23 protein-coding genes and 1 pseudogene are annotated in these 23,435 nt (G+C 66.8%); 14 read left to right on the forward strand and 10 right to left on the reverse strand.

Features of this window, described 5'->3' with window-relative positions; translation table 11 throughout:
* Nucleotides 1-5 precede the first annotated feature (5 nt).
* The 5 genes from IFT54_RS05835 to IFT54_RS05855 form a co-directional block, all read right to left on the reverse strand.
* Nucleotides 6-863, reverse strand: a complete 858-nt coding sequence (locus tag IFT54_RS05835) for an outer membrane beta-barrel protein (RefSeq protein ID WP_192070141.1) — start codon at nucleotides 861-863, stop codon at nucleotides 6-8.
* A 93-nt stretch (nucleotides 864-956) separates the two neighbouring features.
* Complete coding sequence (locus tag IFT54_RS05840; protein ID WP_192069939.1) at nucleotides 957-2,000, reverse strand: ferritin-like domain-containing protein; 1,044 nt, start codon at nucleotides 1,998-2,000, stop codon at nucleotides 957-959.
* 51 nt (nucleotides 2,001-2,051) lie between these two features.
* On the reverse strand, nucleotides 2,052-3,071 hold the full coding sequence (locus IFT54_RS05845) for a ferritin-like domain-containing protein (RefSeq protein WP_192069940.1): 1,020 nt from the start codon (nucleotides 3,069-3,071) through the stop codon (nucleotides 2,052-2,054).
* Nucleotides 3,072-3,277: 206 nt separating this feature from the next.
* Entirely contained in the window at nucleotides 3,278-4,153 is an 876-nt protein-coding gene (gene yghU, locus IFT54_RS05850) for a glutathione-dependent disulfide-bond oxidoreductase (protein ID WP_031395473.1), read from the reverse strand.
* Between the two features lie 59 nt (nucleotides 4,154-4,212).
* Nucleotides 4,213-5,211: an NAD-dependent epimerase/dehydratase family protein gene (locus tag IFT54_RS05855; protein WP_037528139.1), complete on the reverse strand. Its 999-nt coding sequence runs from the start codon at nucleotides 5,209-5,211 to the stop codon at nucleotides 4,213-4,215.
* Nucleotides 5,212-5,588: 377 nt separating this feature from the next.
* Here IFT54_RS05855 and IFT54_RS05860 point away from each other — a divergent pair, with 377 nt between their 5' ends.
* Together IFT54_RS05860 and IFT54_RS05865 are read left to right on the forward strand one after the other, a co-directional pair.
* Entirely contained in the window at nucleotides 5,589-6,497 is a 909-nt protein-coding gene (locus tag IFT54_RS05860) for a helix-turn-helix domain-containing protein (RefSeq protein WP_167396744.1), read from the forward strand.
* Nucleotides 6,498-6,574: 77 nt separating this feature from the next.
* Complete coding sequence (locus IFT54_RS05865; protein ID WP_192069941.1) at nucleotides 6,575-8,038, forward strand: CYTH and CHAD domain-containing protein; 1,464 nt, start codon at nucleotides 6,575-6,577, stop codon at nucleotides 8,036-8,038.
* A 139-nt stretch (nucleotides 8,039-8,177) separates the two neighbouring features.
* Here the strand turns inward: IFT54_RS05865 and IFT54_RS05870 are convergent, their stop codons facing one another.
* Nucleotides 8,178-10,502, reverse strand: coding sequence for a putative bifunctional diguanylate cyclase/phosphodiesterase (locus IFT54_RS05870; RefSeq protein ID WP_244648624.1), 2,325 nt, complete (start codon nucleotides 10,500-10,502; stop codon nucleotides 8,178-8,180).
* A 209-nt stretch (nucleotides 10,503-10,711) separates the two neighbouring features.
* On the reverse strand, nucleotides 10,712-12,442 hold the full coding sequence (locus tag IFT54_RS05875; RefSeq protein WP_037528158.1) for a fatty acyl-AMP ligase: 1,731 nt from the start codon (nucleotides 12,440-12,442) through the stop codon (nucleotides 10,712-10,714).
* 61 nt (nucleotides 12,443-12,503) lie between these two features.
* Here IFT54_RS05875 and IFT54_RS05880 point away from each other — a divergent pair, with 61 nt between their 5' ends.
* From IFT54_RS05880 to IFT54_RS20405, 5 genes and pseudogenes are all read left to right on the forward strand, one after another.
* Nucleotides 12,504-13,235, forward strand: coding sequence for a regulatory protein RecX (locus tag IFT54_RS05880; RefSeq protein ID WP_342354771.1), 732 nt, complete (start codon nucleotides 12,504-12,506; stop codon nucleotides 13,233-13,235).
* A gap of 64 nt (nucleotides 13,236-13,299) precedes the next feature.
* Entirely contained in the window at nucleotides 13,300-13,944 is a 645-nt protein-coding gene (locus tag IFT54_RS05885) for a cold shock domain-containing protein (RefSeq protein WP_192069943.1), read from the forward strand.
* A 29-nt stretch (nucleotides 13,945-13,973) separates the two neighbouring features.
* A complete protein-coding gene (locus IFT54_RS05890; protein WP_192069944.1) occupies nucleotides 13,974-14,519 on the forward strand; it encodes a DUF192 domain-containing protein in 546 nt (181 codons plus the stop codon).
* 92 nt (nucleotides 14,520-14,611) lie between these two features.
* Entirely contained in the window at nucleotides 14,612-15,001 is a 390-nt protein-coding gene (locus IFT54_RS05895) for an NADH:ubiquinone oxidoreductase subunit NDUFA12 (protein ID WP_031395586.1), read from the forward strand.
* Nucleotides 15,002-15,201: 200 nt separating this feature from the next.
* A pseudogene (locus IFT54_RS20405) lies at nucleotides 15,202-15,435 on the forward strand (DUF2155 domain-containing protein); the annotation flags it as partial.
* Nucleotides 15,436-15,470: 35 nt separating this feature from the next.
* On the opposite strand, the gene aat reads toward IFT54_RS20405, so the two are convergent.
* The 3 genes from aat to IFT54_RS05915 all read right to left on the reverse strand — a co-directional run bounded on the left by aat (nucleotide 15,471) and on the right by IFT54_RS05915 (nucleotide 17,446).
* The gene (aat, locus tag IFT54_RS05905) at nucleotides 15,471-16,205 is read right to left on the reverse strand and encodes a leucyl/phenylalanyl-tRNA--protein transferase (RefSeq protein WP_166747575.1); all 735 of its coding nucleotides are present in this window, start codon (nucleotides 16,203-16,205) and stop codon (nucleotides 15,471-15,473) included.
* A gap of 10 nt (nucleotides 16,206-16,215) precedes the next feature.
* Nucleotides 16,216-16,941 (reverse strand): ParA family protein, encoded by a 726-nt coding sequence (locus IFT54_RS05910; protein WP_031440793.1) that lies wholly within the window; start codon nucleotides 16,939-16,941, stop codon nucleotides 16,216-16,218.
* 118 nt (nucleotides 16,942-17,059) lie between these two features.
* Nucleotides 17,060-17,446 carry a hypothetical protein gene (locus IFT54_RS05915; RefSeq protein WP_192069945.1) on the reverse strand — a complete coding sequence of 129 codons (387 nt, stop codon included), beginning with the start codon at nucleotides 17,444-17,446 and terminating at the stop codon, nucleotides 17,060-17,062.
* Between the two features lie 233 nt (nucleotides 17,447-17,679).
* Between IFT54_RS05915 and IFT54_RS05920 the strand changes: the two genes are divergently transcribed.
* From IFT54_RS05920 to IFT54_RS05950, 7 genes are all read left to right on the forward strand, one after another.
* Nucleotides 17,680-17,850 carry a hypothetical protein gene (locus IFT54_RS05920; protein ID WP_156363533.1) on the forward strand — a complete coding sequence of 57 codons (171 nt, stop codon included), beginning with the start codon at nucleotides 17,680-17,682 and terminating at the stop codon, nucleotides 17,848-17,850.
* A 100-nt stretch (nucleotides 17,851-17,950) separates the two neighbouring features.
* Nucleotides 17,951-18,931 carry a cysteine synthase A gene (locus IFT54_RS05925; protein ID WP_056680852.1) on the forward strand — a complete coding sequence of 327 codons (981 nt, stop codon included), beginning with the start codon at nucleotides 17,951-17,953 and terminating at the stop codon, nucleotides 18,929-18,931.
* Nucleotides 18,932-19,035: 104 nt separating this feature from the next.
* Nucleotides 19,036-19,284: a hypothetical protein gene (locus tag IFT54_RS05930; RefSeq protein WP_107932813.1), complete on the forward strand. Its 249-nt coding sequence runs from the start codon at nucleotides 19,036-19,038 to the stop codon at nucleotides 19,282-19,284.
* Between the two features lie 413 nt (nucleotides 19,285-19,697).
* Nucleotides 19,698-20,108, forward strand: coding sequence for a division/cell wall cluster transcriptional repressor MraZ (locus IFT54_RS05935; RefSeq protein WP_311723314.1), 411 nt, complete (start codon nucleotides 19,698-19,700; stop codon nucleotides 20,106-20,108).
* Complete coding sequence (gene rsmH / locus IFT54_RS05940; protein ID WP_183935230.1) at nucleotides 20,105-21,061, forward strand: 16S rRNA (cytosine(1402)-N(4))-methyltransferase RsmH; 957 nt, start codon at nucleotides 20,105-20,107, stop codon at nucleotides 21,059-21,061. Before IFT54_RS05935 ends, rsmH begins: the two co-directional genes overlap by 4 nt.
* On the forward strand, nucleotides 21,058-21,690 hold the full coding sequence (locus tag IFT54_RS05945) for a hypothetical protein (RefSeq protein WP_192069946.1): 633 nt from the start codon (nucleotides 21,058-21,060) through the stop codon (nucleotides 21,688-21,690). The genes rsmH and IFT54_RS05945 overlap by 4 nt, the downstream gene beginning before the upstream one ends.
* On the forward strand, nucleotides 21,687-23,426 hold the full coding sequence (locus tag IFT54_RS05950) for a peptidoglycan D,D-transpeptidase FtsI family protein (RefSeq protein WP_037528403.1): 1,740 nt from the start codon (nucleotides 21,687-21,689) through the stop codon (nucleotides 23,424-23,426). The genes IFT54_RS05945 and IFT54_RS05950 overlap by 4 nt, the downstream gene beginning before the upstream one ends.
* Nucleotides 23,427-23,435 lie beyond the last annotated feature (9 nt).

Here is a 23,435-nt window from a genome sequence, read left to right on the forward strand (position 1 = left end):
TAGGCTCAGAACCGGAACGCCGCCGTGGCGCGCAGGCTGTGCCAGCGGAACTTCTCGTCGCTGCGGCGGAAATCGGTGCCGCTGGTGTTTGGCGCGATCAGGAACGGATTGTTCGCCAGCAGAACCGGGCTGCCGGCCAGTGCCGTGCCCGCCGTCACGCGAACGCGCGCGTCGTCATCCTGATACTGGTGGAACATATACTCCATGCCGATCGAGATGTTCTTGGTCAGCTTCTGCTCGATGCCGCCGCCGCCGAGAATGCCCCACTGGTTCTTCGAACCGGTCGCCGAAAACGCGTTCGCCGTGTTCGTCGTGAAGAACAGATTGTCGATCTTGGCATAGCCTGCACCGAACGTGCCGTAGAACAGCGTGGTGTTGACCGCGTAGCCCAGACGGCCGCGGGCGGACGCTTCCCATTTCAGTTTGCGCGCCATCGTGTAGCTCGCAGGCGTGGTCGAGAAGCCCGAAGTGCTGTCGGTGATGTCGCTCGTGCCGAATTCGCCGACGACACCGACGACGATGTTGCCACGCTGAACGTCGAGGCCGGCACGACCATAATAGGCCCAACCATCGTCGTCGTTACGGCAGCCGGAAGCCGCAGCACCGGTACGCGCCGAGCCGTTGCAGAAGCCCGGCGAGAAGGCGTTGGCGCCGGTGATGGTGTTGACGCTGTCGCCGAAAGTACCGTCGCCGTTGCGGTCGAACAGGATCGACGAGCCGACGTCGTTGCCCTGCACGTCATACCCACCGGCTGCGCCGATATAGACACCCGAGAACGGACGATCTTCGGTGGTTTCCTGCGCGGCGGCCGGAACGGCAAAAAGGCCCGCAACGGCGAGGCCGGCGAGCGTGGTCAGTTTCATGGAATGCTTCATGGTCGTTCCCCAAACGAGGGGCCGCGACGCGCCCAATGTACGCCGCGGCCCAGGTTGTCCTGTTTCAGTTCGTGACGACGATCACGCGTTGGCGCCGCTGGTCCGCAGTGCATCGGTGCGGTTGTTGGTGCCGTTGGGGAAGAAGCCCCCGCCGATCTTTGCGGTGTTGGTCAAATAGGCGATGTTGTGCACCTGTGCGACCGACCGGCTGAACGCCAGGCCGTTGGCGTCGGTCGGGACGATGTTCGACACGGTCGGGTCGGTGCCGGTGATGCCCTGATCGATGTCGCCGATGATGCCCGTCGTGGCGTTGGTGACGGTGCCGTCCAGGCTGTCGCGTGCGTCACTGATCTGGCCGGCTGCAATGCGCAACGAAGGCGTCTGCAGTCCCTTGCGATACAGGATCGTGCGGATCAGGCCGGCGTGATACGCCTCTGCCGCGAGGATGCCGGCGGCCGCTTCGAGATAGGTCTTGTTGCCGATCAGCGTTGCGCCGCCCTTGTACGCCGAGACGCCGACATCCTCGAAGATGAACGCGCCGAGGAGGAAGCTGTTGTCGTCGGCATAGGGGTCGAACACGCCCGTGGACGGAACGACCCCTGCCGCACGTGCGGCCAAGGTGAAGGCGCCCGGCGCAGCCGCGGTGCCGGCAGAGATGTCCAGTGCAGGCTGTGCGACTGCGGCAGTGCCGAGTGCCCTGCGCAGGAAGGCGACGTGCGCGACTTCGTCGATGGCGATTTCGCGCGCATATTCACGGACGATCGCGTCCTGGAACGGCACCTGTCGGCCACCCGTCACGGCGCCCTGAGTCCCGGTACCCGTCAGCAGGCTGGCGTTGAGGCCAACGCCGAACGTCGCGAATGCGTAGAACTGCGCCTCGAGATATTCGAGGTTGAGCGCGAAGTTCAGCACGTCGGCATCGGTAATGGCGGATCCCGTTGCGGGTGTCGGCGTGGGCGTCGGTGACGGCGCCAGATCGGCATCGTCGTTGCCGCAGGCCGCGAGCAGCGAGGCACCGCCGACGGCAAGCGCACTGCCACCGGCAAAGCGCAGGAAACCGCGGCGTTCGTTGCGCCGGGTGGCGATGGCGTCGAATATTTCGAGCTTGGTATTGAGGTCGGTCATTGGGTTAATCCCCTGAATAGCAAAGAAAGCTGACGGCAGAGCTGAAGCGGTTCAGGCTGCTGCGGTGCTCGTCTTGATGTTGCCGTTCATGCCTGCCGGGAAGAACCCGCCTGCGGCCACTGCGCCACTGTTCAGGTACACGATGTTGAGCACCTGGCTCACCGAGCGGCTATAGGCGACACCGTCGGCGTCGAGCGGCACGATGTTCGACACGGTCACCGCCGCCTGGGTGGCGGACAGGTTGATCGGCGTCGCGCTGTAGGACGAGATGCCCTGGTCGATATCGTTCGCGCCGAAGATCGTCGTGTTGGCGCCACCGCCGTCGAGGCTGTCGCGCGCGCGCGAAATGGCGTCGGCGGAGGTCCGCAACGACGGCACATCGATACCCTTGCCGTACAGCGTCGTGCGGACGATCGCGGCATGATAGGCCTCGACCGCGAGCAGGCCGGCCGCAGCATCGAGAAACGTCTTGTTCGTGAGCAAGGGGGCGGCACCCTTGTAGGCGGTGACGCCGACATCCTCGAAGATGAACGCGCCGAGCAGGAACGCCTCGTCCGAGCCATAGGGATCGAACGCGGTGCCGGCAGGCACGAGCCCGGCGGCCTGCGCGGCGACCGAGAAGGCGCTGGTCGGCGAGACGCTGACGTCGATCACCGGCTGCGACACGGTCGAGCTACCAAGCGCGGTGCGCAGGAACCTGACATGCGCGATCTCGTCCTGTGCGATCTCGCGTGCATATTGCTCGACGATAGGATCGGTGAACGCGACCTTGCGGCCGCCACGAACCGCACCCTGCGTACCGCTGCCGGTCAGCAGGGCGTTATCGAGCCCCGTGCCATAGGCCGCATAGGAGTAGAATTGCGCCTCGAGATATTCGAGATTGAGCGCGAAGTTCAGGACGTCGGCATCGGTCACCGACTGTGCCGCGGCGGAGCTCGAGAGGGACAGAGCGGTCGCTCCGGCTGCCGTCATCGCAGCCGCACCAAGTGCGTTTTTGAAGAACTCGCGCCGGTCGTTGCGCCGTTCGACACGGGCATCGAGGGCATCGATCAGATGGGTTGATTGGGTCATTGGCTTCATCTCCCTGAACCAGGCACGTCGGCACACGGTCGGCCTCGATCGCCTCTGGCGGGCGATCCTGTGTGCACAACGGTTCAAGGAACGGGAGCTGGGAGATAAAGTTGCAAATAAATGGAAAACTTAGGCAAACTTCTCCAAATACACTAATCGCGCGCAATGTTTTCAGTAATGCTGCACCACAGCATTTATAGCGCCATTCATGATGGCGGGCTTAACTTGTCCTGTGTACGGGTCGCAAAATCCGTGGCATCATGGCGTTCGTGGAGTTGGCTCGCGGGATCGCCCATGACGCGGTTGACCATGCGGCCACGCTGAACCGCGGGGCGTGCGCCGATCGCATCCGCCCAGCGCTTCACGTTCGGATAGTCCTGGACCTGGAGGAACTCACCGGCGTCGTAAAGCTGGCCCTGGACCAGTGCCCCGTACCAGGGCCAGGCGGCCATGTCGGCGATCGTATAGGCGGCGCCGGCCAGATACGCGCTGTCGGCGAGCCGGCGGTCGAGCACGTCGAGCTGGCGCTTGGCCTCCATCGCGAACCGGTCGATCGCATACTCGATCTTGACCGGCGCATAGGCGTAGAAATGGCCGAAGCCGCCGCCGACGAACGGGCCGCTGCCGACCTGCCAGAACAGCCAGGACAGGCAGGTCGCGCGCGCTGCCGGTTCGGTCGGCAGGAACGCGCCGAATTTCTCTGCGAGATGCATCAGGATCGCGCCGGATTCGAAGATCGGCAGCGGCGTCGTGCCGCTGCGATCCATGAGCGCCGGGATCTTGGAATTGGGATTGATCTCGACAAAGCCGCTGCCGAACTGGTCGCCTTCGTTGATCCGGATCAGCCAGGCGTCATATTCGGCGCCGGCATGGCCGAGCGCGAGCAGCTCCTCGAGCATGATCGTGACCTTCACCCCGTTCGGCGTGCCGAGCGAATAGAGCTGCAGCGGGTGCCGCCCGACCGGCAGATCCTTGTCATGCGTCGATCCGGCGACCGGCCGGTTGATCGCGGCGAACCGGCCGCCATTGTCGCGGTTCCAGGTCCAGATTGCCGGGGGGGTATAGGTCGGGGCGTCGGTCATCGGGCTGCTCCGTGCATCGAAAGGGTGGGCTCGGGGTTCGGTCTCGGCGATCATAACGCCTAGACGCCGTGATAGTCGCGATACCATCGGATGAAGCGTGGCACGCCCTCGGTGATGCTGGTGGTGGGGGCGAAGCCGAGATCGTTGCCGATCGCGCTGACATCGGCGCAGGTGCGCACGACATCGCCCGCCTGCATCGGCAGGTCCTGGCGGATCGCCTTGCGACCGATCGCCTGCTCGAGCACGTCGATGACCTCGCCGAGCTGTTCGGCGCGACTGTTGCCTATATTGTAGACGCGGTGCGGCCCCATGCTGCCGCCGGGCTTCGCCTGGCCGTCATCCGCAGGCGGCGCATCGAGCGCGGCGACGATGCCGGCGACGATGTCGTCGATATAGGTGAAGTCGCGTTCCATCCGCCCTGCGTTGAACACCGGAATGGGCTCGCCGGCGAGGATCGCCTTGGTGAAGATCCACATCATCATGTCGGGACGACCCCAGGGGCCGTAGACGGTGAAGAAGCGCAGCCCGGTCTGCGGCAGGCGATAGAGATGCGCGTAGCTTTCGCTCATCAGCTCGTTCGACTTCTTCGTCGCGGCATAGAGCGACAGCGGGCGGTCGGTGCGATCCTCGACGCGGAAGGGCACGCTGTCATTGCCGCCATAGACCGACGAGGACGAGGCGTAGACCAGGTGCCGGACCTGCCGTGCGCGCGCGAGTTCGAGGATGTTGAGATGCCCGACCAGATTGGCCCGGGCATAGGCCATCGGATTCTCGATCGAATAGCGGACGCCGGCCTGCGCACCGAGATGGACGATCCGGTCGATGTCGAGGCCTGCCACCGCCGCGTCGAGCGCGGGCGTGTCCGCGAAATCGAGCTTGGCGAAGGTGAAGGCCGCGCCGTGCCGGTCACGCAGATAGGCGAGCCGCGCCGCCTTGAGCGCGGGGTCGTAATAGGCGTTGCATTCGTCGATGCCGAACACCGTTTCGCCACGTGCCAGCAACGCGTCCGCGACATGCATGCCGATGAAGCCGGCGGCGCCGGTTACGATCACTGTCATCGCTGTTCTTTCCTGATGGGTTCGGCGGCACCGAGAAGCGATGCCGATACCAGTGTCAACCCCATCAATCCCGCATCCCTGCTGTGCCGCGCGAGGCGGCGCGAGCGCGACGTCCATCATCGGGACGGCGGCGGCGGGGGCCGGTCTTCAATGTCGAGACCCGGCGAAGAACGGGCAAAGTATTGAAGCCAATCAATACTAGGAGAAATGATAGGACAACTAGCGTTTCGCTGCAAAGCAGTATAGCCATAGGCCGCAATCGCGCGGATACTTCCGTACAGAAACGAGTGGATGGTATGAACGTAGATCAAGTTTTTGGTGGAACACACTCTCCGGGTGTATCGCCGGAAAAATTTGCGATGCCACCGGGAATGCAGATGCGGTATGACTTGCCCCAGGCAAGCCTTGCCGAATGCCTGACCGGATATGCGATCTATTCGGCCAGTGATCGCAACCCGCTCGTCAACTGGTATCTACCTGCACCAGTTATGATTTCTATTCTGGCGGATGCGGGGCCGATCACCGTGGCGATCGGCAATCACCGGTTCGGGCCGCTCGAGCGCGCCAGTCTCTACGGCCCGACCAGCCGCGCGTTTCGCACCGTCACACATGGCGGCGTCGCGGTCGGGATCGGAATCAGCGCGATCGGCTGGTCCCGGATGACGTCGCGGCTGGCGGGCGACTTCCGCAACCGCATCGTGCCGCTCGAGACGCTGCTCGGTCCGGAGGTGTCGCGCCGGCTGACGACGGGGCTCGACGCGCTGTCCGACGATGCCATGATCAAGCCGTTCCTCGACGACGTGCTGGAACCGCTGTTCCAGCGCCGGCACCCGCAGGAGGAACTGATCCGTGCGTTCGCCGCGCTGACGGTGACCGACGGGGTGATCGAGATGCAGGATGTCGCCGACCGGCTGGGGATCGAGACGCACGCGCTCAGGCGGCTCGCCACCCGCCATTTCGGCATGCTGCCCAAGATGCTGTTGCGGCGCGCGCGCTTCCTGCGGTCGTTCATCCGGCTGATCCGGCCCGATGGCCATGTCGATTATTCGGCGATCGACAGCAGCTATTTCGACGCCTCCCATTTCCTGCGCGACGCGACGACGTTCCTCGGCACGACGCCGCGCCGTTTCCTCGCATCGGAGACGCTGTTCCTGAAATCCAGCCTGCGTGCCCGCGCGGCGGTGATCGGTACGCCGACCCAGGCGCTGCACATCCCGACGCCCCCGGTCAGCGTCAGCAGCATCATCCGTACCGTCCATGACGGTCGCGACCAGCTGTCGAGCTAGCCGCAGCGGGCAAATCCGGTTGTGCCCTCTATCGCCGATATGCGTTATGGTAAGGATAACGCAGATCGGACACTGGGATGATGCAGGAAGTCGAATTGAAGCTCGTCCTGACGGCGGAGGCCGCGGACCGGGTCGCGCGCGAACTGCCGTCGGATGACGCGACCCATACCACGATGCTCGAGGCGATCTATTTCGACACGCCCGAGCAAACGCTGCGGGGGCACGGCGCGTCGCTGCGGATCCGGCGCGCGGGCGATACGCGGATCCAGACGATCAAGATCGACCCGGCAAAGGGCGCCGGGCTGTTTTCACGCCCCGAATGGGAACGGCCGGTCACGGACGATCGTCCGCGTCTCGACGACACCACGCCGGTCTTCGCGCTGCTCGACGGGACCGCCGAACGGCTCGCGCCGGCCTTCACCGTGTCGGTCGAACGACGCAGCTGGGAGATCAGCGAGAACGGGGCGGAGATCGAGCTCGTGCTGGACCGCGGGATGGTCCGGGTCGGCGAGCGTCAGTCGCCGGTCTGCGAAGTCGAGATCGAACTTAAGCGCGGCGATCCGACCGCGCTGTTCACGCTGGCCCGCCGGATCGCGGATATGGTGCCGCTGCGGCTCGGCGTCGTGACCAAGTCCGAGCGCGGTTACGGGCTGACCGGGCCAGTGCGTCGCGCCTTCAAGGCCGAGCCGGTATCGCTCGATGGCGACGCGACGACGATCGAGGCGCTCCGGACGGTTCTTGGCGCCTGCCTGCGGCATTATCGGCTGAACGAGACGATCCTGCTCGAGACGCGGGCGCCGGAGGCGCTGCACCAGGCGCGTGTCGCGTTGCGGCGGACACGTGCCGCGCTCGGGCTGTTCAAGCGCGTGCTGGGACGCGAGCAGACGGCGCATTTCCGGTCCGAGCTGCGCTGGCTGGCGCAGACGCTGGGGCAGGCGCGCGATCTCGACGTGCTGGCGGACATGGCGGCGGCGAAGCTGGGCGCGGGGGATGTCTTTGACCGGATCGAGGCGGCGCGCGGTCTGGCCTATGACGAGGTCGATGTGGCGCTGGCGTCGTCGCGCGTGCGGGCGGTGATGCTCGATCTGACGCAGTGGCTTGCGGTCGGCGACTGGTCGACGGCGGACGCGACGCGGGAGGTGCGCGACGCGCCCGCCCGCGAATTTGCAGCGGCGGCGCTCCGCAAGCGACGCAAGGCGCTCAAGATTGACGCGCCATCGCTCGCGCTGCTGACGGACGACGAGCGTCATGCGATCCGCAAGGACGCCAAGACGCTGCGCTATGCGACGGAATTCTTCGCGGACCTGTTCGCCGACGCGGTGCGGCAAAAGCGGCAGGCCAAGTTCGTCTCGACGCTCGAAACGCTGCAGGACCGGCTCGGGACGCTGAACGACGCGGCAACGGTGCCGGCGATCCTCGCCCGGCTGGGGATGGAGGACAATGAAGCGGCGCTGGTCGACGATCGCAAGCACGCCAAGCGGCTCGACCGCGCTGCCGCGGCGCACTCGGCGTTGCTCGACCGGAAAGCGTTCTGGCGCTGATTGGGTAGACGACCGGCGCAGGTCCATGCAGATCAGCATGTGCGCGCTGGTCGTCGTCGGGGGTGGTCTGGCCCGGGTGATCCCGCCGCCGCCGCTGCAGAGCGATGCCGGGATGCTCGGCTGATGCGACATCGCGACGTCAGGCCGCGGCTGAGTCGGTCCAGTCGCGCTCTGCCAGCGTGCGGGTTTCGGTGACGGGGAGGGCGCGGCCGAACAGATCGCCTTGCGCGTGCGTGCAGCCAAGCGCCGCGACAAGCTGACGCTCGTCCTGCGTCTCCACCCCTTCCGCGATGGTCGCGATGTCGAGGCTTTGCGCGAGCGCGACCACCGCGCGGATGATCGCCAGCGCCTCGCGGCCGCCGCGCGCTGCGGCGCGGACGAAGCTGCCGTCGATCTTGATCGAGGAAAAACGGGTGCGGCTGAGATAGCCCAGCGACGAGTGGCCAATACCGAAATCGTCGAGGCTCAGGCGTACGCCAAGGTCGAGAATACGCGCGAGGGTCGTCGTCGCGCCACGATCCTCGCGCAGGAAGACGCCCTCGGTAACCTCGAGCTCGAGCCGGTCGGCCGATAGTCCGCTGTCGGCAAGCACGGTCGCGACGGTCGTGACGAAACCGTCATTCTGCAGCTGGACCGGCGACACGTTGACGGCGATGCGCAGACCCTCGGGCCAACTTGCGGCTTCGGCGCAGGCGGTGCGCAGGACCCAGGCGCCGATCTGCGCGATGATCCGTGCGTCTTCGGCGAGCGGGATGAAGCGGGACGGCGGGACCATGCCGAACTCCGGGCTTTCCCAGCGCAGCAGCGCCTCGAAGCCGCGCAGCATGCCGCCCTGCGTGTCGATGATCGGCTGATAGGCGAGGGACATCTCACCCCGATCGAGTGCGCCGCGCAGCGCGATTTCGAGCACCCGCCGCTCCTCCGCCTGGACGTAAAGCGCGGGCTCGTAGACGCGAAACACGCCGCGACCGGCATCCTTTGCGCGATAGAGCGCCAGATCGGCGGACCGGATCAACATCTCCGACGTGCGCCCGTCGCGCGGCCCGAAGGCAAGCCCGATGCTGGCGCCGATATGCAGCGTATAGTGATCGACGTCGTAGGGCCGCGACAATGCGGTGATGATGCGTCCGGCGAGCTCCTCGACCGCGCCCGTATCGCTGGCGTCGCGGACGACGAGCGCGAACTCGTCGCCGCCAAGCCGCCCGCAGGATTCGTTCGCGCTCATCATATGGCCGAGCCGTTCCGCGACCTGGCACAGCAGCCGGTCGCCGACCGGGTGGCCGAGCGTGTCGTTGACCGCCTTGAACCGGTCGAGATCAAGCATCATGAACGCGCAGCGTCCGCCACAGGCCTCCGCCGCGATCATCGCGTCGGACAGCGTTTCGGTGATCAGCCGGCGGTTGGGCAGCCCGGTCAACGTGTCGAAGCGCGCCATGCGGTTGATCTTGTCCGCGGAGGCGCGCTGATCCGTGACATCCGCGCCGACGCCGCGGAAACCGCAGAATATTCCGCGGTCGTCGTAACGCGGCGCGGCGGCCAGTTGCCACCAGCGCTCCTGTTCGGTGAAGCGGATCGGCAGTCTCAGGTTGACGAAGCTGTCCCGGTTGCGCAGCTTTTCGGCAAGCGCGCGCAGGCCTGCCGCGAACGTGCCGCTGTCCCAGGATGGTCCGGCCAGCAGCTGGAGGATCGGCATGCCGTCGATATCCGCCGGCGCGCGACCGCACGCCCGCGCGAAGCGGGCGCTGGGCCGGATGACGCGTCGTGTCGCGTCGGTCTCCCACAGCCATTCGGCTGCGCTTTCCTCGAACTCGAGCAGGAGCACGCTGATCGTCTCGTCGCGTTCGTCGAGCACCGCCTGCGCATTGTGGATCGTGACCAGCGCGCGCGTCCGGCTGAGGCAGGCGGTCATCAGCAACAGCGTGAAGGCGAGCACCCCCCCGGCGATCGCACCCGCGTGCATCAGCATGAGCTGGACGAACGATACGAACCCGAGCGTGCCGATGAACATGAGCGTGGCGAGCGGCAGCGGTGCCATCGCGAAGGCTGCCCCCGTCATCACGATCATCAGCGTGAGCCCGAGCCCGATGCTCGTCGCGACCGGGACTTGTGGGCAGAAGAAAACCGGGATGACCGACCAGGCCAGAGCAAGGCTGCCGCCCTCCCACAAGGTTGCCCGGATATCTGTCCTGCCGCCATGCCCGGCAGCGCGCGAGGGAGCGAGGCGGCGGCGGATGGTCACCCACACGGTGCCGGCGATCAGGAGCGTCGACCATGACGTGACCTGCCAGAACGGCATCCGGGGATAGAGCAATGCGGCACAGACGGCGGTCGCGAGCAGGTTGGCGGCGAGGGCGAACCAGGCGAGTTGCCGGCCGGCGTCGAGCTGCGCCGCGCGAAGCCGGCCCCATTCCCTGGGATCGCACCCTTCCGACAGCGCGAGCAGCGCACGCATGTCGATGGGCATGTGATGCGTCGACATTCGTGTACGCGCCGGCATGGTCGGCGAGGGCGTATCGGATCCGGAAGGCGACTGGCTGTTCACACCGCCGGGCTTAATGCACGTTGGTTATCGCAACGTTCCCATCCCCCGCGTTGTGAAAAATAACCGGGTCGGGGGCAGGGGCCGCGACCGTCCCGCCGCACTGGCGGGACGGTGCGGCGGGGCAGGCAACGTCAGGCAGCGATGTCATAGGGCTTGATGTCGCCGCTCAGGTACAGGTTGCGCGCCTTGGCGCGGCTGAGCTTGCCCGACGAGGTGCGCGGCAGCGTGCGGGGAGGGATCAGCTCGATCACGCAGTTCATGCCCGTCACCGAGCGGACGCGTTCGCGGATCTCGTCGCGCAGGCGCAGGCGTTCACCCTCGTCGGAGCTGCGGCACTGGACGAGGACGGCGGGGGTTTCCTCGCCTCCCGGGGTTGTGATTGCGAACGCGGCGATGTCGCCCGCCTTGAACCCGGGGAGCTGCTCGACCGCCCATTCGATGTCCTGCGGCCAGTGGTTCTTGCCGTTGACGATGATCATGTCCTTCGCCCGGCCGACGATGTAGATATAGCCATCCGACATATAGCCCATGTCGCCGGTATCGAGCCAGCCATCGGACATGCACGCCGCGGTGGCGGCATCGTCGCGGAAATAGCCGACCATCACCGACTTGCCCTTGCACCAGACCTTGCCGATCGCGCGCTCGGGGAGGGGCGTGCCGTCCTCTTCGCGGATCTCGATCGTCATGTCGCGCACCGGCTTGCCGCAATTGACGATCGCCCGGTAGCGCTGCGGACGATCCTCACCACGCGCGCCGCCCGACAACTGAGTTTCCTCGACCAGCTCGACGCGGATCCCCTCGCCCGGTGGCATCAGCGATACCGCCAGTGTCGCCTCGGCGAGGCCGTAGCTGGGTAGGAAGGCGGAGGCCTGGAACCCGGCGTCGGCAAAGGCGTCGACGAACGACTGCATCACGTCGGGGCGGATCATGTCGGCGCCATTGCCCGCGACGCGCCAGCGCGACAGGTCGAACCGGTCGCTCGCCTTGGTCTGCGACGACATGCGGCGCGCGCAGATGTCATAGCCGAAGGTCGGCGAATAGCTGAGCGTGGTGCCGGTGTTGCGGCTGATGAGATCGAGCCAGGCGAGCGGACGGCGCGCGAAATCCTCGGTCTTGAGGTAATCGGTCGAGACCTGGTTGGCGATCGGCGACAGGAAGCAGCCGACCAGCCCCATGTCATGATACCAGGGCAGCCAGGACACGCACCGGTCGGTGTCGCAGACTTCCATGCCGTGGCTGTGCGCGGCGAGATTGTTGAGCAGAGCCTCGTGCGTGATGACGACGCCGTGCGGGAACCGCGTCGAGCCGCTCGAATATTGCAGATAGGCGATGTCGTCGGGACGTGCCTCGGGCAGAGTGGCGGCGGGGGCTTCGCGGGTCGCGAATTCGGACCAGTCGATCCCGTGCGTGCCCGCCAGACGCGCCGCCTCGCTCGCCATCTGCGCGAGCTCCGGCGGAAAGATCAGCATCTTGGGATCGCAGCTCGAAAGCTGGACGCGGAGCTGTTCGATATAGGAATCGCGGCCGCCGAACGACGTCGGCAGGGGCAGCGGCACTGGCCAGGCGCCCGCATAGACGACACCGAAGAACAACGCGGCGAATTCTGGGCCGGTCTCGGCGACCAGCGCGATGCGGTCGGCAGGCGCGACGCCGGCGGCGATCAGCCGATCCGCCATCGCCAGCGCGTCCCGGCGCAGCGTCGCATAGGGATAGGGCTGGCTGAGCGTACCGCGCGCGTCATGGAAGTTGAGGCCGCGCTGCCCCGTCGCCGCATAGTCCAGCGCCTCGCCAAGTGTCGCGAAGTCGGCGAAGCGGCGCGGCAGCGTGTCCGCGGTGGGGGTCGCCGTGCGCTGCGCCGGCATCGGATCGGCCGACGGTGCGACCGCAGGCTTTACCAGCCCGTTCGTCGCCGTCGTCTGAAAGGTGTCGATCGTCATGTGCGTCCTGTCTTCCACGTCGCGGCCTGTCCGGGGACATTCGCCGCTTGAGACCGTGCAAAGGCCAGCCATGCACGGTCGTGGCGTTCAAAATCCTATCCCAGTGTGGCACAATGATGGCGTGACCCAGGATCGCCGCCGAGAAAGACAGGAGAAACGCCCGCCAAAACCGCTGGATGCCGCGGGACTGGAGGGGTTGGCGCTGCGCTATGTCGAACGATTCGCGACCACGCGCGGCCGCCTGAGCGATTATCTACGGCGCAAGGTGCGTGAGCGCGGCTGGGTCGAGGCGCCCGAAACCGGCCCGGCCGTGCCGCCTCCCGATCCCGAAGGGCTGGCGCAAAGACTGGCGGATCTCGGCTATATCGACGATCGCGGCTTTGCCGAGGCGCGGGCGGCAGCGATGCAGCGCCGCGGCCTGGGCGCGCGGCGCGTCGCAGGTGCGTTTCGCGAGGCGGGGATCGACGAGGCTGATGCCGATGCGCTCGCGCCCGAAATCGCGGCGCGCGACGTCGATGCGGCGCTGGCCTATGCGAAGCGCAAGCGGCTGGGCCCGTATGCCCGGTCGGACAATAGCGACAGGGGCGGGGCCGAGAATCGTTCGCTGCGGCAAAAACAACTCAGCGCGATGGTGCGCGCCGGCCACGGTTTCGATCTGGCACGCAAAATTCTTGCCGCGTCCCCGTCTGAAACAATCGATACGACAGATTTTGAGTGAAGACGCATTGCAGGTTGTTGCGGCTGCGACGAAGCGTGCTAGCAAGGTGCAGGGGTGCGTAACGATGCGTAGTGAAGCGCAATATGACGGGGACAGGCCGGCCACGGTACCGGACGCGGTGGCGGCTGCAGGACCGCGCGCAGTGCCGGACATCGGGCAGGGCGTGGAACAGGCTGTCGCGGAGCCGCTGGTGCTCGGCGGGGTCATCAAATGGTTTGATGTGACGCGCGGTTTCGGCTTCGCGGTCGCGGACGATACGGCGATCGGCGATATCCTGATCCATTTCTCGGTACTCCAGCCGCATGGCCGGCGCAGCCTTCCCGAAGGTGCGCGGGTCGACGTGGTCGCGGTGCAGCGCGGGCGTGGCTTCCAGGCGCGCGAGGTCCTGTCGATCGATCTGAGCGGCGCGGTTGAGGAGACGGCGGTACGACCGGGCACGGCGGCGCCGGTCGACCGGATCGATCCGGTCGCGCTGATCGATGCCGCAGGCCCGTTCGAACCCGTCGTCGTCAAGTGGTTCAACCGGCTCAAGGGCTATGGCTTCCTGGTACGGGCAAGCGACGACAGTGACGTGTTCATCCATATGGAAACGCTGCGGCGGGCGGGGATCGACGTCGTCGAGCCGGATCAGCCGTTGCAGGCCCGAATCGTGACCGGTCGCAAGGGGCCGCTGGCCGTCACGGTGGAGCGATCCGCGCCGGCGTGGTAACCGGCCCGCCGCAACCGGGGATATATGTAATGAGTAAGACCGTCTTCGCCGCGCTTCTGGCGCTCGGCCTCTGCGCGTGTTCGAACGGCGACGCCCGGGGGGGCGACGCCGCCGCCCCAGACGCTACCGTCGCGGGCACTGCGACCGGCACGGGCACCGGTGCTGCACCGGGTCAGGCTGCCGCGACGCTGGCCGTGACGATCCACAGCGCGAACGGCGCGCATGTGTTCACCGTCGAGAGCGCCAAGACAGAGGCGGAACAGGCCCGTGGGCTGATGTACCGGACCGACCTCAAGCCGAATCGGGGCATGCTGTTCTGGCCCTATCCGACCGACGGCAGCGGGCCGCGCGAGGCGAGTTTCTGGATGAAGAACACGCCGAGCCCGCTCGACATCATCTATATCCGCGCCGACCGGACGATCGCGCGGATCGCCGAGAACACGATCCCCTTCTCCGAAACGCCGATTCCGTCGGGCGAACCCGTCGGCGCGGTGCTCGAGATCATCGGCGGGCGTGCCGGGGAACTCGGCATTGCCGAGGGCGACCGCGTCGAATGGTCGGGCGCGCCGGGCTGAACCGCCATATCCACGACACAGCGCCGTCTTGCCATGGCGCCGACACTGCGTTCGAGGTTGATGGCGCGGCGTCCACCCGCTAAGCGGCGGCTATGGGATTTCTCGCATCGACCTTCACGTGGTGGAACGGCGCCACGCTCGGCACCAAATTCGGGCTTCGCGGCAAGACGCGGATGGGCGAGGACGCGCTCGGCAACGTCTATTATGAAGGCGGCAAGGACACCGCGGGCAATCCGCGCCGCTGGGTGATCTATCAGGGTGCGACCGACGCCAGCCGGGTACCGCCCGCCTGGTTCAGCTGGCTGCATCATCAGGTCGCCGACGTGCCTGATCGTGCCCTGCCGCCGGTCCGCCCCTGGCAGAAGCCCGCCCTGCCGAATCTGACGGGTACCGCACTCGCCTATCGCCCGACGGGCGCGATGGAAAAGGGTGGCCAGCGCGCTGCGGCGACCGGCGATTACGAAGCGTGGGTGCCTGAGTGATGCAGCGCCGGATCGCTGCGGCGATCCTGGTCGTGGTTCTCGCGGTCGGTGGCTGGTTCGGCTATCGCGCCTGGACGAACCACAAGGCCGATACGACCGTCGTGGTCCAGCAGGATCTGCCGGGCGGCGATCAGGCCGGTGACGGGTCGGTCGAGACGATCGACACGGGCGGCGCGGCGCTCGCCAATGGCGGGACGCCGATGGCGGAGCGCGTCGCGGTGATCGGCCTGCTCAACAAGCGTAACGGGGTGACGCGCGACGTCACGTTGAAGCCAGGACAGGCGACCCGGATGGGCGACGTCGTCCTCCGCATGCGCGCCTGCGAACAGACCGCCCCCTGGGAGCCCGAACAGCTGACGGGGGCCTTTGTCCAGGTGATCGTCCGCGGCGTCGACAAGAAATGGCGGCGGACCTTTTCGGGCTGGCTGTACAAGGAGCGCCCCGCGCTGAACGCGGTGCAGCATCCGATCTACGACGTCTGGACCAAAAGCTGCGCGATGACCTTCCCCGCGACCGGGCCGGATACGGCATCGTCGGGCGCTCCTGCGGCGGCGCGGTCGAGTGCGAAGAAATCCCCGGTGGCGGCCAATGATGCAGCTGCGCCGGACGAGCCGGTCGAGCCGACCACCCCATCGAGCGCCGCGGCGAGCAACGCGATATAATCGGCCCGCTCGATCTCGATCGCGCCGAGCGATTCGAGATGCGAGGTCTGGAACTGGCAATCAAGCAGATCGAAGCCGCCGGCCTTCAGCCGCGCGACGAGATGCGCCAGCGCGACCTTCGACGCGTCGGTCGCGCGGCTGACCATGCTTTCGCCGAAAAAGGCCCGCCCGAGCGCCAGCCCGTATAGCCCGCCGACAAGCCGGTCGCCGTCCCAGCATTCGACCGAATGCGCAAAGCCCATCAGATGCAGTGTGTGGAAGACCCGCTCGATCCCCGCATTGATCCACGTCTCAGGCCGGCCCTCGACGCTTTCAGCGCACAGCGCGAGGATCTGGCCGAACGCCGTGTCGACGGTGACGCGGAAACGGTCCGCGACGATGGTCTTGCGCAGCGAGCGCGAGAGACGGAACCCGTCGAGCGGCAGGACCGCGCGCTGGCGCGGCTCGACCCAGTAGACGTCGATCGCGTCGCGGCTGTCGGCCATCGGGAAGACGCCGGCCGCATAGCCGCCAAGCACGAGGCGCGGATCGAGAATATCCATCGGTCGCGCCTTAGCCCGCTGCCGACCCCGCCGCCAGCCGGTGTTCGATCGTCCGCCACAGCTGATCGAACGCCGCCGCGGCGGTCGAGCGCGGCGCGAAGGCCCCGACCGCCGCGCGTTGTACGGTCATCGCCTCGATCACGCTGCTCATCGGAATGACCGGCCAGTCGGGGTTGGCGGCCAGCGCGTCGGCATGCAGGCGCCGCCGGCGATCGACCATCGCATGGACGGGCAGCACGGGCACCTTGCCGCCGAGATGGCGGATCACCTCCTCATAGGCGCGTTGCGACAGCGGCGAGGGGATGACGGGAACGACGATCAGATCGGCGGCGCGCATCACCTGATCGGCGGTTTCGGTAAGACCCGGCGGGCAATCGAGCAGGACGCGATCATAATCGGTCAGCGCGCCGATCAGCTTGCCGAGCCGCTTTTTCTTGTCGAGCGTGTGAAACAGCTGGTCGAGACCGCGGAGCGAGGCGTCGGCGGTGATCAAGTCGAGCTTCGCGACCGGCGTCGGCTGGGCCCGTTTGGCGACGCTGATATCGCGGGAGAACATCGCCTGGGCCTGATCCCGCCCGGCGGTACCGTGCAGCAGGAAACTGCTCGCGGCCTGCGGGTCGAGGTCCCAGAGGATCGTGCGGCGTGCCGACCGGGTTGCCGAACACCAGGCGAGATTGACCGCCAGCGTCGTCTTACCGACGCCGCCCTTCAGGCTGTAGATCGCGATGGTTGCCATGCCGGCCAGCGTGCCGGTGCGCGCCGCCGATGGCAAGGCATCGCGGCAAAACTACGCCCCGGGCGACGCTGGCGGTCGTCCGGGGCGCGGGATCATCCGGCCGTGGCCGGCTGAAGGATCAGGTGTGGCAGGTCTGGCCGGGCTTGCCCGGCTGGGTCAGTTCAATCGACTTCTCGGTGCCCGTCATCGACCAGCCGCCATCGGCGACCAGTGGCTCGCCCTCGGCAGGCGCCTTGAGCGTCGTGGCCGGACCGCCTTCCTTGAGACGAACCACGGCCTGCTTGCCCCCCTGGAAGAAGGTCACATAGGCCAGGCTGTTGTCCTTGCAGCGCATCGTCTGCTCCGACTTGATCGACGGCGGCAGCTCGACCGGTGCCGCATTGGCGAGCTGGTTCGCCATCGGATCGGGATTGCTGTCGACCACCTCGGGTGCAGCCGGTTTGGAGTTGCAGGCAGCCAGCGCGAACAGCGCGGCGACGGCGGTGAGGGGGAGCGTCTTCTTCATATCGTCGGGGCTTCGCGCATGCAGCAAATCGCGTCAAGCCGTAGCGGCCGCGATGCGCGCGCGGCGGGACGGGTCATCCCCGGGATGCGCCGGTTCGTCGCATTGGCGATGGCGCCCGGCAGTGTTGCGCCACCACATTCGGGCCGTGGCGACGCGGGAATAAAGGCACCGGGGTCGTCCGATGTCACGCATCTGCCACTATATTTCACGGAACCGTTGTAAGAGGACGTTGCATGCCGGGCCAAATTCCTGCCGCCGAGCGCCTGTCGGCGATATCGACGCTCATTACCCAGGCGCTCTGCCTGGCCGACGAGGGGGGCGAATTGCTGCTCGGCGCCAAATTGTCCGACGCACTGGATTGCGTCCAGGCCCGCATCGAAACGGTGAGAAGCGACGCGGCGTGAAAGGGGCGGCCTGACGGGGCCTCGTGCGCCGGCTTGTCCGGTGGATAGTTTTAGCGCGCTTGTGGCGGACCGGCAGTGGCGCCATCTACAGGCGATGCAGATGAGATCCGATACGCTGACCGCCCCCGATACGCTTGCCCTGATCGGGAATACGCCGCTGGTGCGACTGAAGGGGCCGAGCGACGCGACGGGGTGCGATATCTTCGGCAAGTGCGAGTTCACCAATCCGGGCGCGTCGATCAAGGATCGCGCTGCGCTGTTCATCGTCGAGGATGCCGAGGCGCGCGGCCTGCTCCAGCCGGGCGGGACGATCGTCGAGGGGACCGCGGGCAATACCGGGATCGGCCTGGCGCTGGTCGCCAATGCCAAGGGCTACAAGACGATCATCGTGATGCCCGAGACGCAGAGCCGCGAGAAGATGGACACGTTGCGCGCGCTGGGTGCCGAGCTCGTGCTGGTGCCCGCTGCCGCCTTTTCCAATCCGTGTCATTTCGTGCACACGTCGCGGCGCATCGCCGAGGAGACGCCGGGCGCGATCTGGGCGAACCAGTTCGACAACACCGCCAATCGCCACGCGCACATCATCGGCACCGCCGAAGAGCTGTGGCGGCAGATGGAGGAGCGGATCGACGGCTTTACCTGCGCGGCGGGGACGGGCGGGACGATCGCCGGCGTCGGCCTGGGTCTGAAGGCCAAGGACGAGGCGATCTGCATCGCGCTGACCGATCCGCATGGTGCTGCGCTCTATAACTATTACGCGCATGGCGAGCTGAAGTCCGAAGGGTCCTCGGTTGCGGAAGGCATCGGGCAGGGGCGGATCACCGCCAATCTCGACGGGGCGCCGATCGATACGCAGTTCCGGATCTCGGATGCGGAAGGCTATGCCTGGACCCGCCAGTTGCTCGACGAGGAGGGGCTGTGCCTCGGCCTGTCGTCCGGGATCAACGTAGCTGGCGCAGTCGCGCTGGCGCGGCAGCTCGGACCGGGCAAGCGGATCGCGACGATCCTGTGCGATACGGGGTTCCGCTACCTCTCGACGCTGTACAATCCCGAATGGCGCGCGGCGAAGGGCCTGGTGTGAGCGAGGGCGGTGGCGCGCCGCGGGATGGTGAAATTCGACAAGTGCGCGATGATCGGGTAGATGCGCGCGACAAGATGCAGACGCAACGCGCACCTTCGCAAACCATGCAGCGGATCAAGGTCGGCATGATCGGGCTTGCCGCAGTGGTGATCTTCATCGGGCTCGCCAGCGCGATCATCGGGTCGGCGACGCGCGAACGACCCGTGGTCGCCGCCGGCTCGGCACAGGCCGATGTCGTCGCGAACATGGCCGTGTCGAACACGACCGCTGCCGCCGACGGTGCCGACGAGCCACTGGCGGAAATGGGCCTCGCACCCAGCGTCAATGCACAGGCACCCGCTACTCCGAACTGATCCGGGCTTCCCGCCGCTGCCGCGCCGGGGAAATCACGGGATCACGCTGACGTGCAGCGCGTCCGCATGCCAGGCGCGACTCGACCTTGCTGTGGATCAATGTGCGCGCTGCGCAGTCCCGTCAGGGCACACGGTCCCGGATCAGGGGCAATACAGCGCTTGATTCCCGGAAATCCCCAAATATCCCGTTGCGTCCCCGTTCCGCTGTGATAGACGGAGATTAACACAGGGGCACGTTCACCGTTCGCGATTGCGCGGCCGGGCCGCGGCGAAGGCTGCGGTTCGAGGCGGGAAGACGTGCGCGCCATTCGCGGGATATTGGCGTGTCGGATCGAGGGCGATATCAAGGAGATGGCATCGGCCTTGTCGACGACAAGGGCCGGGTAGCCATCCCTTCCGCCCTTCGGACGATCTTGTCGGCAAATGCCCCCAAGGCGAACGGCAAGGACGGCGGAACCATCATCATCGGCGCACACCAGAAGAACCGCTGCCTGGTCGCCTATGATCCGGGTTATGTTGCGCTGCTCGCCGAAAAGCTCGACCGCCGCGAGGCCGAGAATACCCGTGAAGACGGCGAATATGACTATAACATCAAGCGTCGCGCGGCGTCGGGCGAGGCCGTGCCGTTCGATGGCTCGGGGCGCTTCATCATGCCTGCCTTTCCGCGGTTCTATGCCGGGATCAAGGGCCACGCGTTCTTCTACGGTGTCCTCGACTATATCGAGATCTGGGACCCCGCCGCGCTGGTCGCGACCGACGACATGCCCCCCGTCGTCAAGGAAATGGCGCGCTTCTACATGGCCGAAAAGGGAATTGCGCTGTGAGCGACGCGATCCCCGCCGCCCCGCACATTCCGGTCCTGCTCGACGAGGTGATCGCCGCGCTGGCCCCCGCGCCCGGCGAGACGATCGTCGACGGGACGTTCGGTGCGGGCGGCTATACGCGGGCGCTGCTGTCGCGTGGCGCCTGCGTCATCGCCTTCGACCGTGACCCCGACGCGATTGCCGCCGGACAGGACTGGGCCGATGGCGAGGAGCGACTGACGCTGGTCGCCGCCGACTTTTCCGCGATGGTCGCCGAACTCGAGGCACGCGACGCGTTGCCCGTCGACGGCATCACGCTCGACATCGGCGTCTCGTCGATGCAGCTCGACCAGGCCGAGCGCGGCTTTTCGTTCCAGTCGGACGGACCGCTCGACATGCGGATGGCGCAGGCGGGCATGACCGCCGCCGATTTCGTCAACGAGGCCGACGAGGACGAGATCGCCGACGTCCTCTATCATTTTGGCGACGAGCCCAAGTCGCGTCGCGTCGCGCGGGCGATCGTTGCCGCGCGGCCGATGACGCGTACCGGCGAGCTCGCGCATGTCGTCCGTCGCGCGCTGGGGTACAAGGCGCACGACAAGAAGGACCCCGCGACGCGCGCTTTCCAGGCGATCCGGATCCATATCAACCGAGAACTCGGCGAGCTCGCCGATGGCCTGCTGGCGGCGGAGCGTGCGCTCAAGCCCGGCGGGCGGCTGGCCATCGTGACTTTCCACAGCCTAGAGGATCGCATGGTGAAGCGGTTCCTGCGCACGCGGTCGGGCAGTGCGCCTTCAGGTTCCCGTCATCTTCCACAGGCAAAAACCGTGGTAGAACCGAGTTTTACCGATGTCGGCCGCCCCGTGCGCGCCGGCGAGGACGAGCTGGCGCGCAATCCGCGCGCACGCTCTGCGACTTTACGAACGGCGCGGCGGACCTCCGCGCAACCTTGGACGGAAGAGGTGACGACATGACGGCGGCGTATCGGTTGAAGGGTGTGGGCTGGTTCGGTGGCTGCGTTGCCGTCGTACTCGGCTTTTACCTCGTTTCGCTGCAGGTGGCCGCCGAGCGTAAGAAGCTTGAGACCGTCAACGGCCAGATCCGGTCGGCCGAGCGCGATATCCGCGCGCTCGAGACCGAATTCGACACGCGCGCAAACCTCGCGCAGCTTGAGCGCTGGAACGGCGATACGTTGGCGCTGTCCGCGCCGACCGCGGGGCAGTTCGTCGCCAGCGAATCGGCCCTCGCCAGCCTCGACGTGAATCAGATCGGCGGGCCCGCGGGCGCCACCGTCCAGACCGCGCAGCTGCTCGTGCCGTCGCTGCCGGTTGCTGCCGCCGCCGCGGCACCGCAGGCGGTCGACGTCGCCGTGCAGGCCGTCGCTGCCGCAGCGCCGCTCAAGCCCGTCACTGTTCGCGCCACCGTCCAGACCGCCCGTGCCACCGACACGGCGATCGTCCGCGCGGTCGCCCCCGAGCGCCTCGCCGCGGTCGCCAAGGTTCGCCCGCAGGCGGTCGCGATGCTCGACCGCAAGCTGCTGTCCGACAACACGCTGGGTTCGATCCTGAGCGGCGCGCGGGCCGAGGCAGGGCGTCTGCGTTGACCACCCTCGTCGCCCGGCCGGTTTCCGAGCGGCGTACCGCAACGCAGCGCCACGCGCTGGTCGCGACCGCGCATACGCGCCTGATGATGTTGATGTTCCTGTTCGGGGCCGCGGTGTTGGTCGTGATCGGCCGGCTCGGCGTGCTTGCGATCCAGTCGTCGCTGAGCGATCCCGGTGCCCGCGCCGCGGCGATCGCCGCGCGGGGCGATATCGTCGATCGTAACGGCGCGCCGCTGGCCAGGACGATCGATGCGTGGACGATCGCGGTCCATCCCAAGAAGATGATCGGCGATCCGACCGAGATCGCCGCGCGGCTGGCAGCGCTGATGCCAGATCGCGGCAATCAGGCCTTTTTCTACGGTCTGCTGACCAAGGATGTGAATTTCAGCTACCTGCAACGCCGCGCGTCGCCTGCGCTGGTCGAGCAGGTCAACGCGATCGGCGAACCTGCGATCGTGTTCGCGCGCGAGACGCAGCGTCTGTATCCGCAGTCGACCATGGCGGCGCATGCGCTGGGGTTCCTGTCGACCGACGGCCACGGCATGTCGGGGATGGAGCGCGTCCTCGACGAGCGGCTGACCAACCCCGCGCTGAACGGTGCGCCGGTCGCGCTGTCGATCGACACGCGCGTCCAGGCGGCGATGGAAAGCGAACTCGCGCGTGCGGTCGCGTCGTTCCAGGCCAAAAGCGCGGCAGGCATCGTCCTCGACGTCGACACCGGCGAAGTGATCGCGATGACGTCGATGCCGGTCTTCAATCCCAACCGGGTCGGCATGGCGGGGACCGAGCAGCTGCGCAACATGGGCACCCAGAGCGTGTACGAGCTGGGGTCGGTGTTCAAGCCAATCGCGATGGCGGCGGCGATCGACTCGGGCACCGTCACCTCGATGGCGCGGCGCTTCGACGCGACCGTCCCGCTGCGCGTCGGCGGCTACACGATCCACGACGATCCGGGCGATGAAGAAAAGCGCTGGCTGAACATCCCCGAGACGTTGATCTATTCATCGAACATCGCGACCGCGCGGATCGCCGATCAGATCGGTGCGGCCGGGATGCAGAACATGTTCCGCAAGCTCGGCTTCGACACCAAGCCCGATATCGAACTGCGCGAGAAGGGCCGGCCGATCTGGCCGACCTTCTGGGCGCGCACGACATTGATGACGTCGGCCTATGGCCACGGAATCGCAGTCACGCCGCTGCACCTCGCCAACGCCTATGCGACACTGGTCAACGGCGGCATCTGGCGCCCGACGACGCTGCTGAAGATCGATCCGGCGCATATTCCCGCCGGGCGACGCGTGATCAGCACGACGACGAGCGCGCGGATGCGGCAGCTGCTCCGGCTGGTTGTGCAATATGGCACGGGCCGCAAGGGCGAGGCGCCCGGCTACCGCGTTGGCGGCAAGACCGGTACGGCCGAGATTGCACAGGCGGGTGGCTATAACAAGCACACCAACGTTTCGACCTTTGCCGCTGCCTTCCCGATGGACGCGCCTCGTTACGTCGTCGTGGTGACGCTCGATTCCGCAAAGGGTAACAAGGAATCCTATGGCTTCACCACCGCGGCCTGGACCGCGGCGCCGGTGGTGTCGCGCGTGATCAGCCGGACCGGATCGATGCTCGGCGTCATTCCCGACGCGAACCGCGACATTGACGAAAGCGACTTGTTGCCGCTGTTGTGGCATGCGCCGGGCACGCCGGCCTTTGGCGCAAAGCCGACGTCCGGTGCGGAATGAGGGGCGATA

Source organism: Sphingomonas sp. CFBP 13714 (genome assembly GCF_014842205.1).
GTDB classification, from domain to species: Bacteria; Pseudomonadota; Alphaproteobacteria; order Sphingomonadales; family Sphingomonadaceae; genus Sphingomonas; species Sphingomonas aerolata.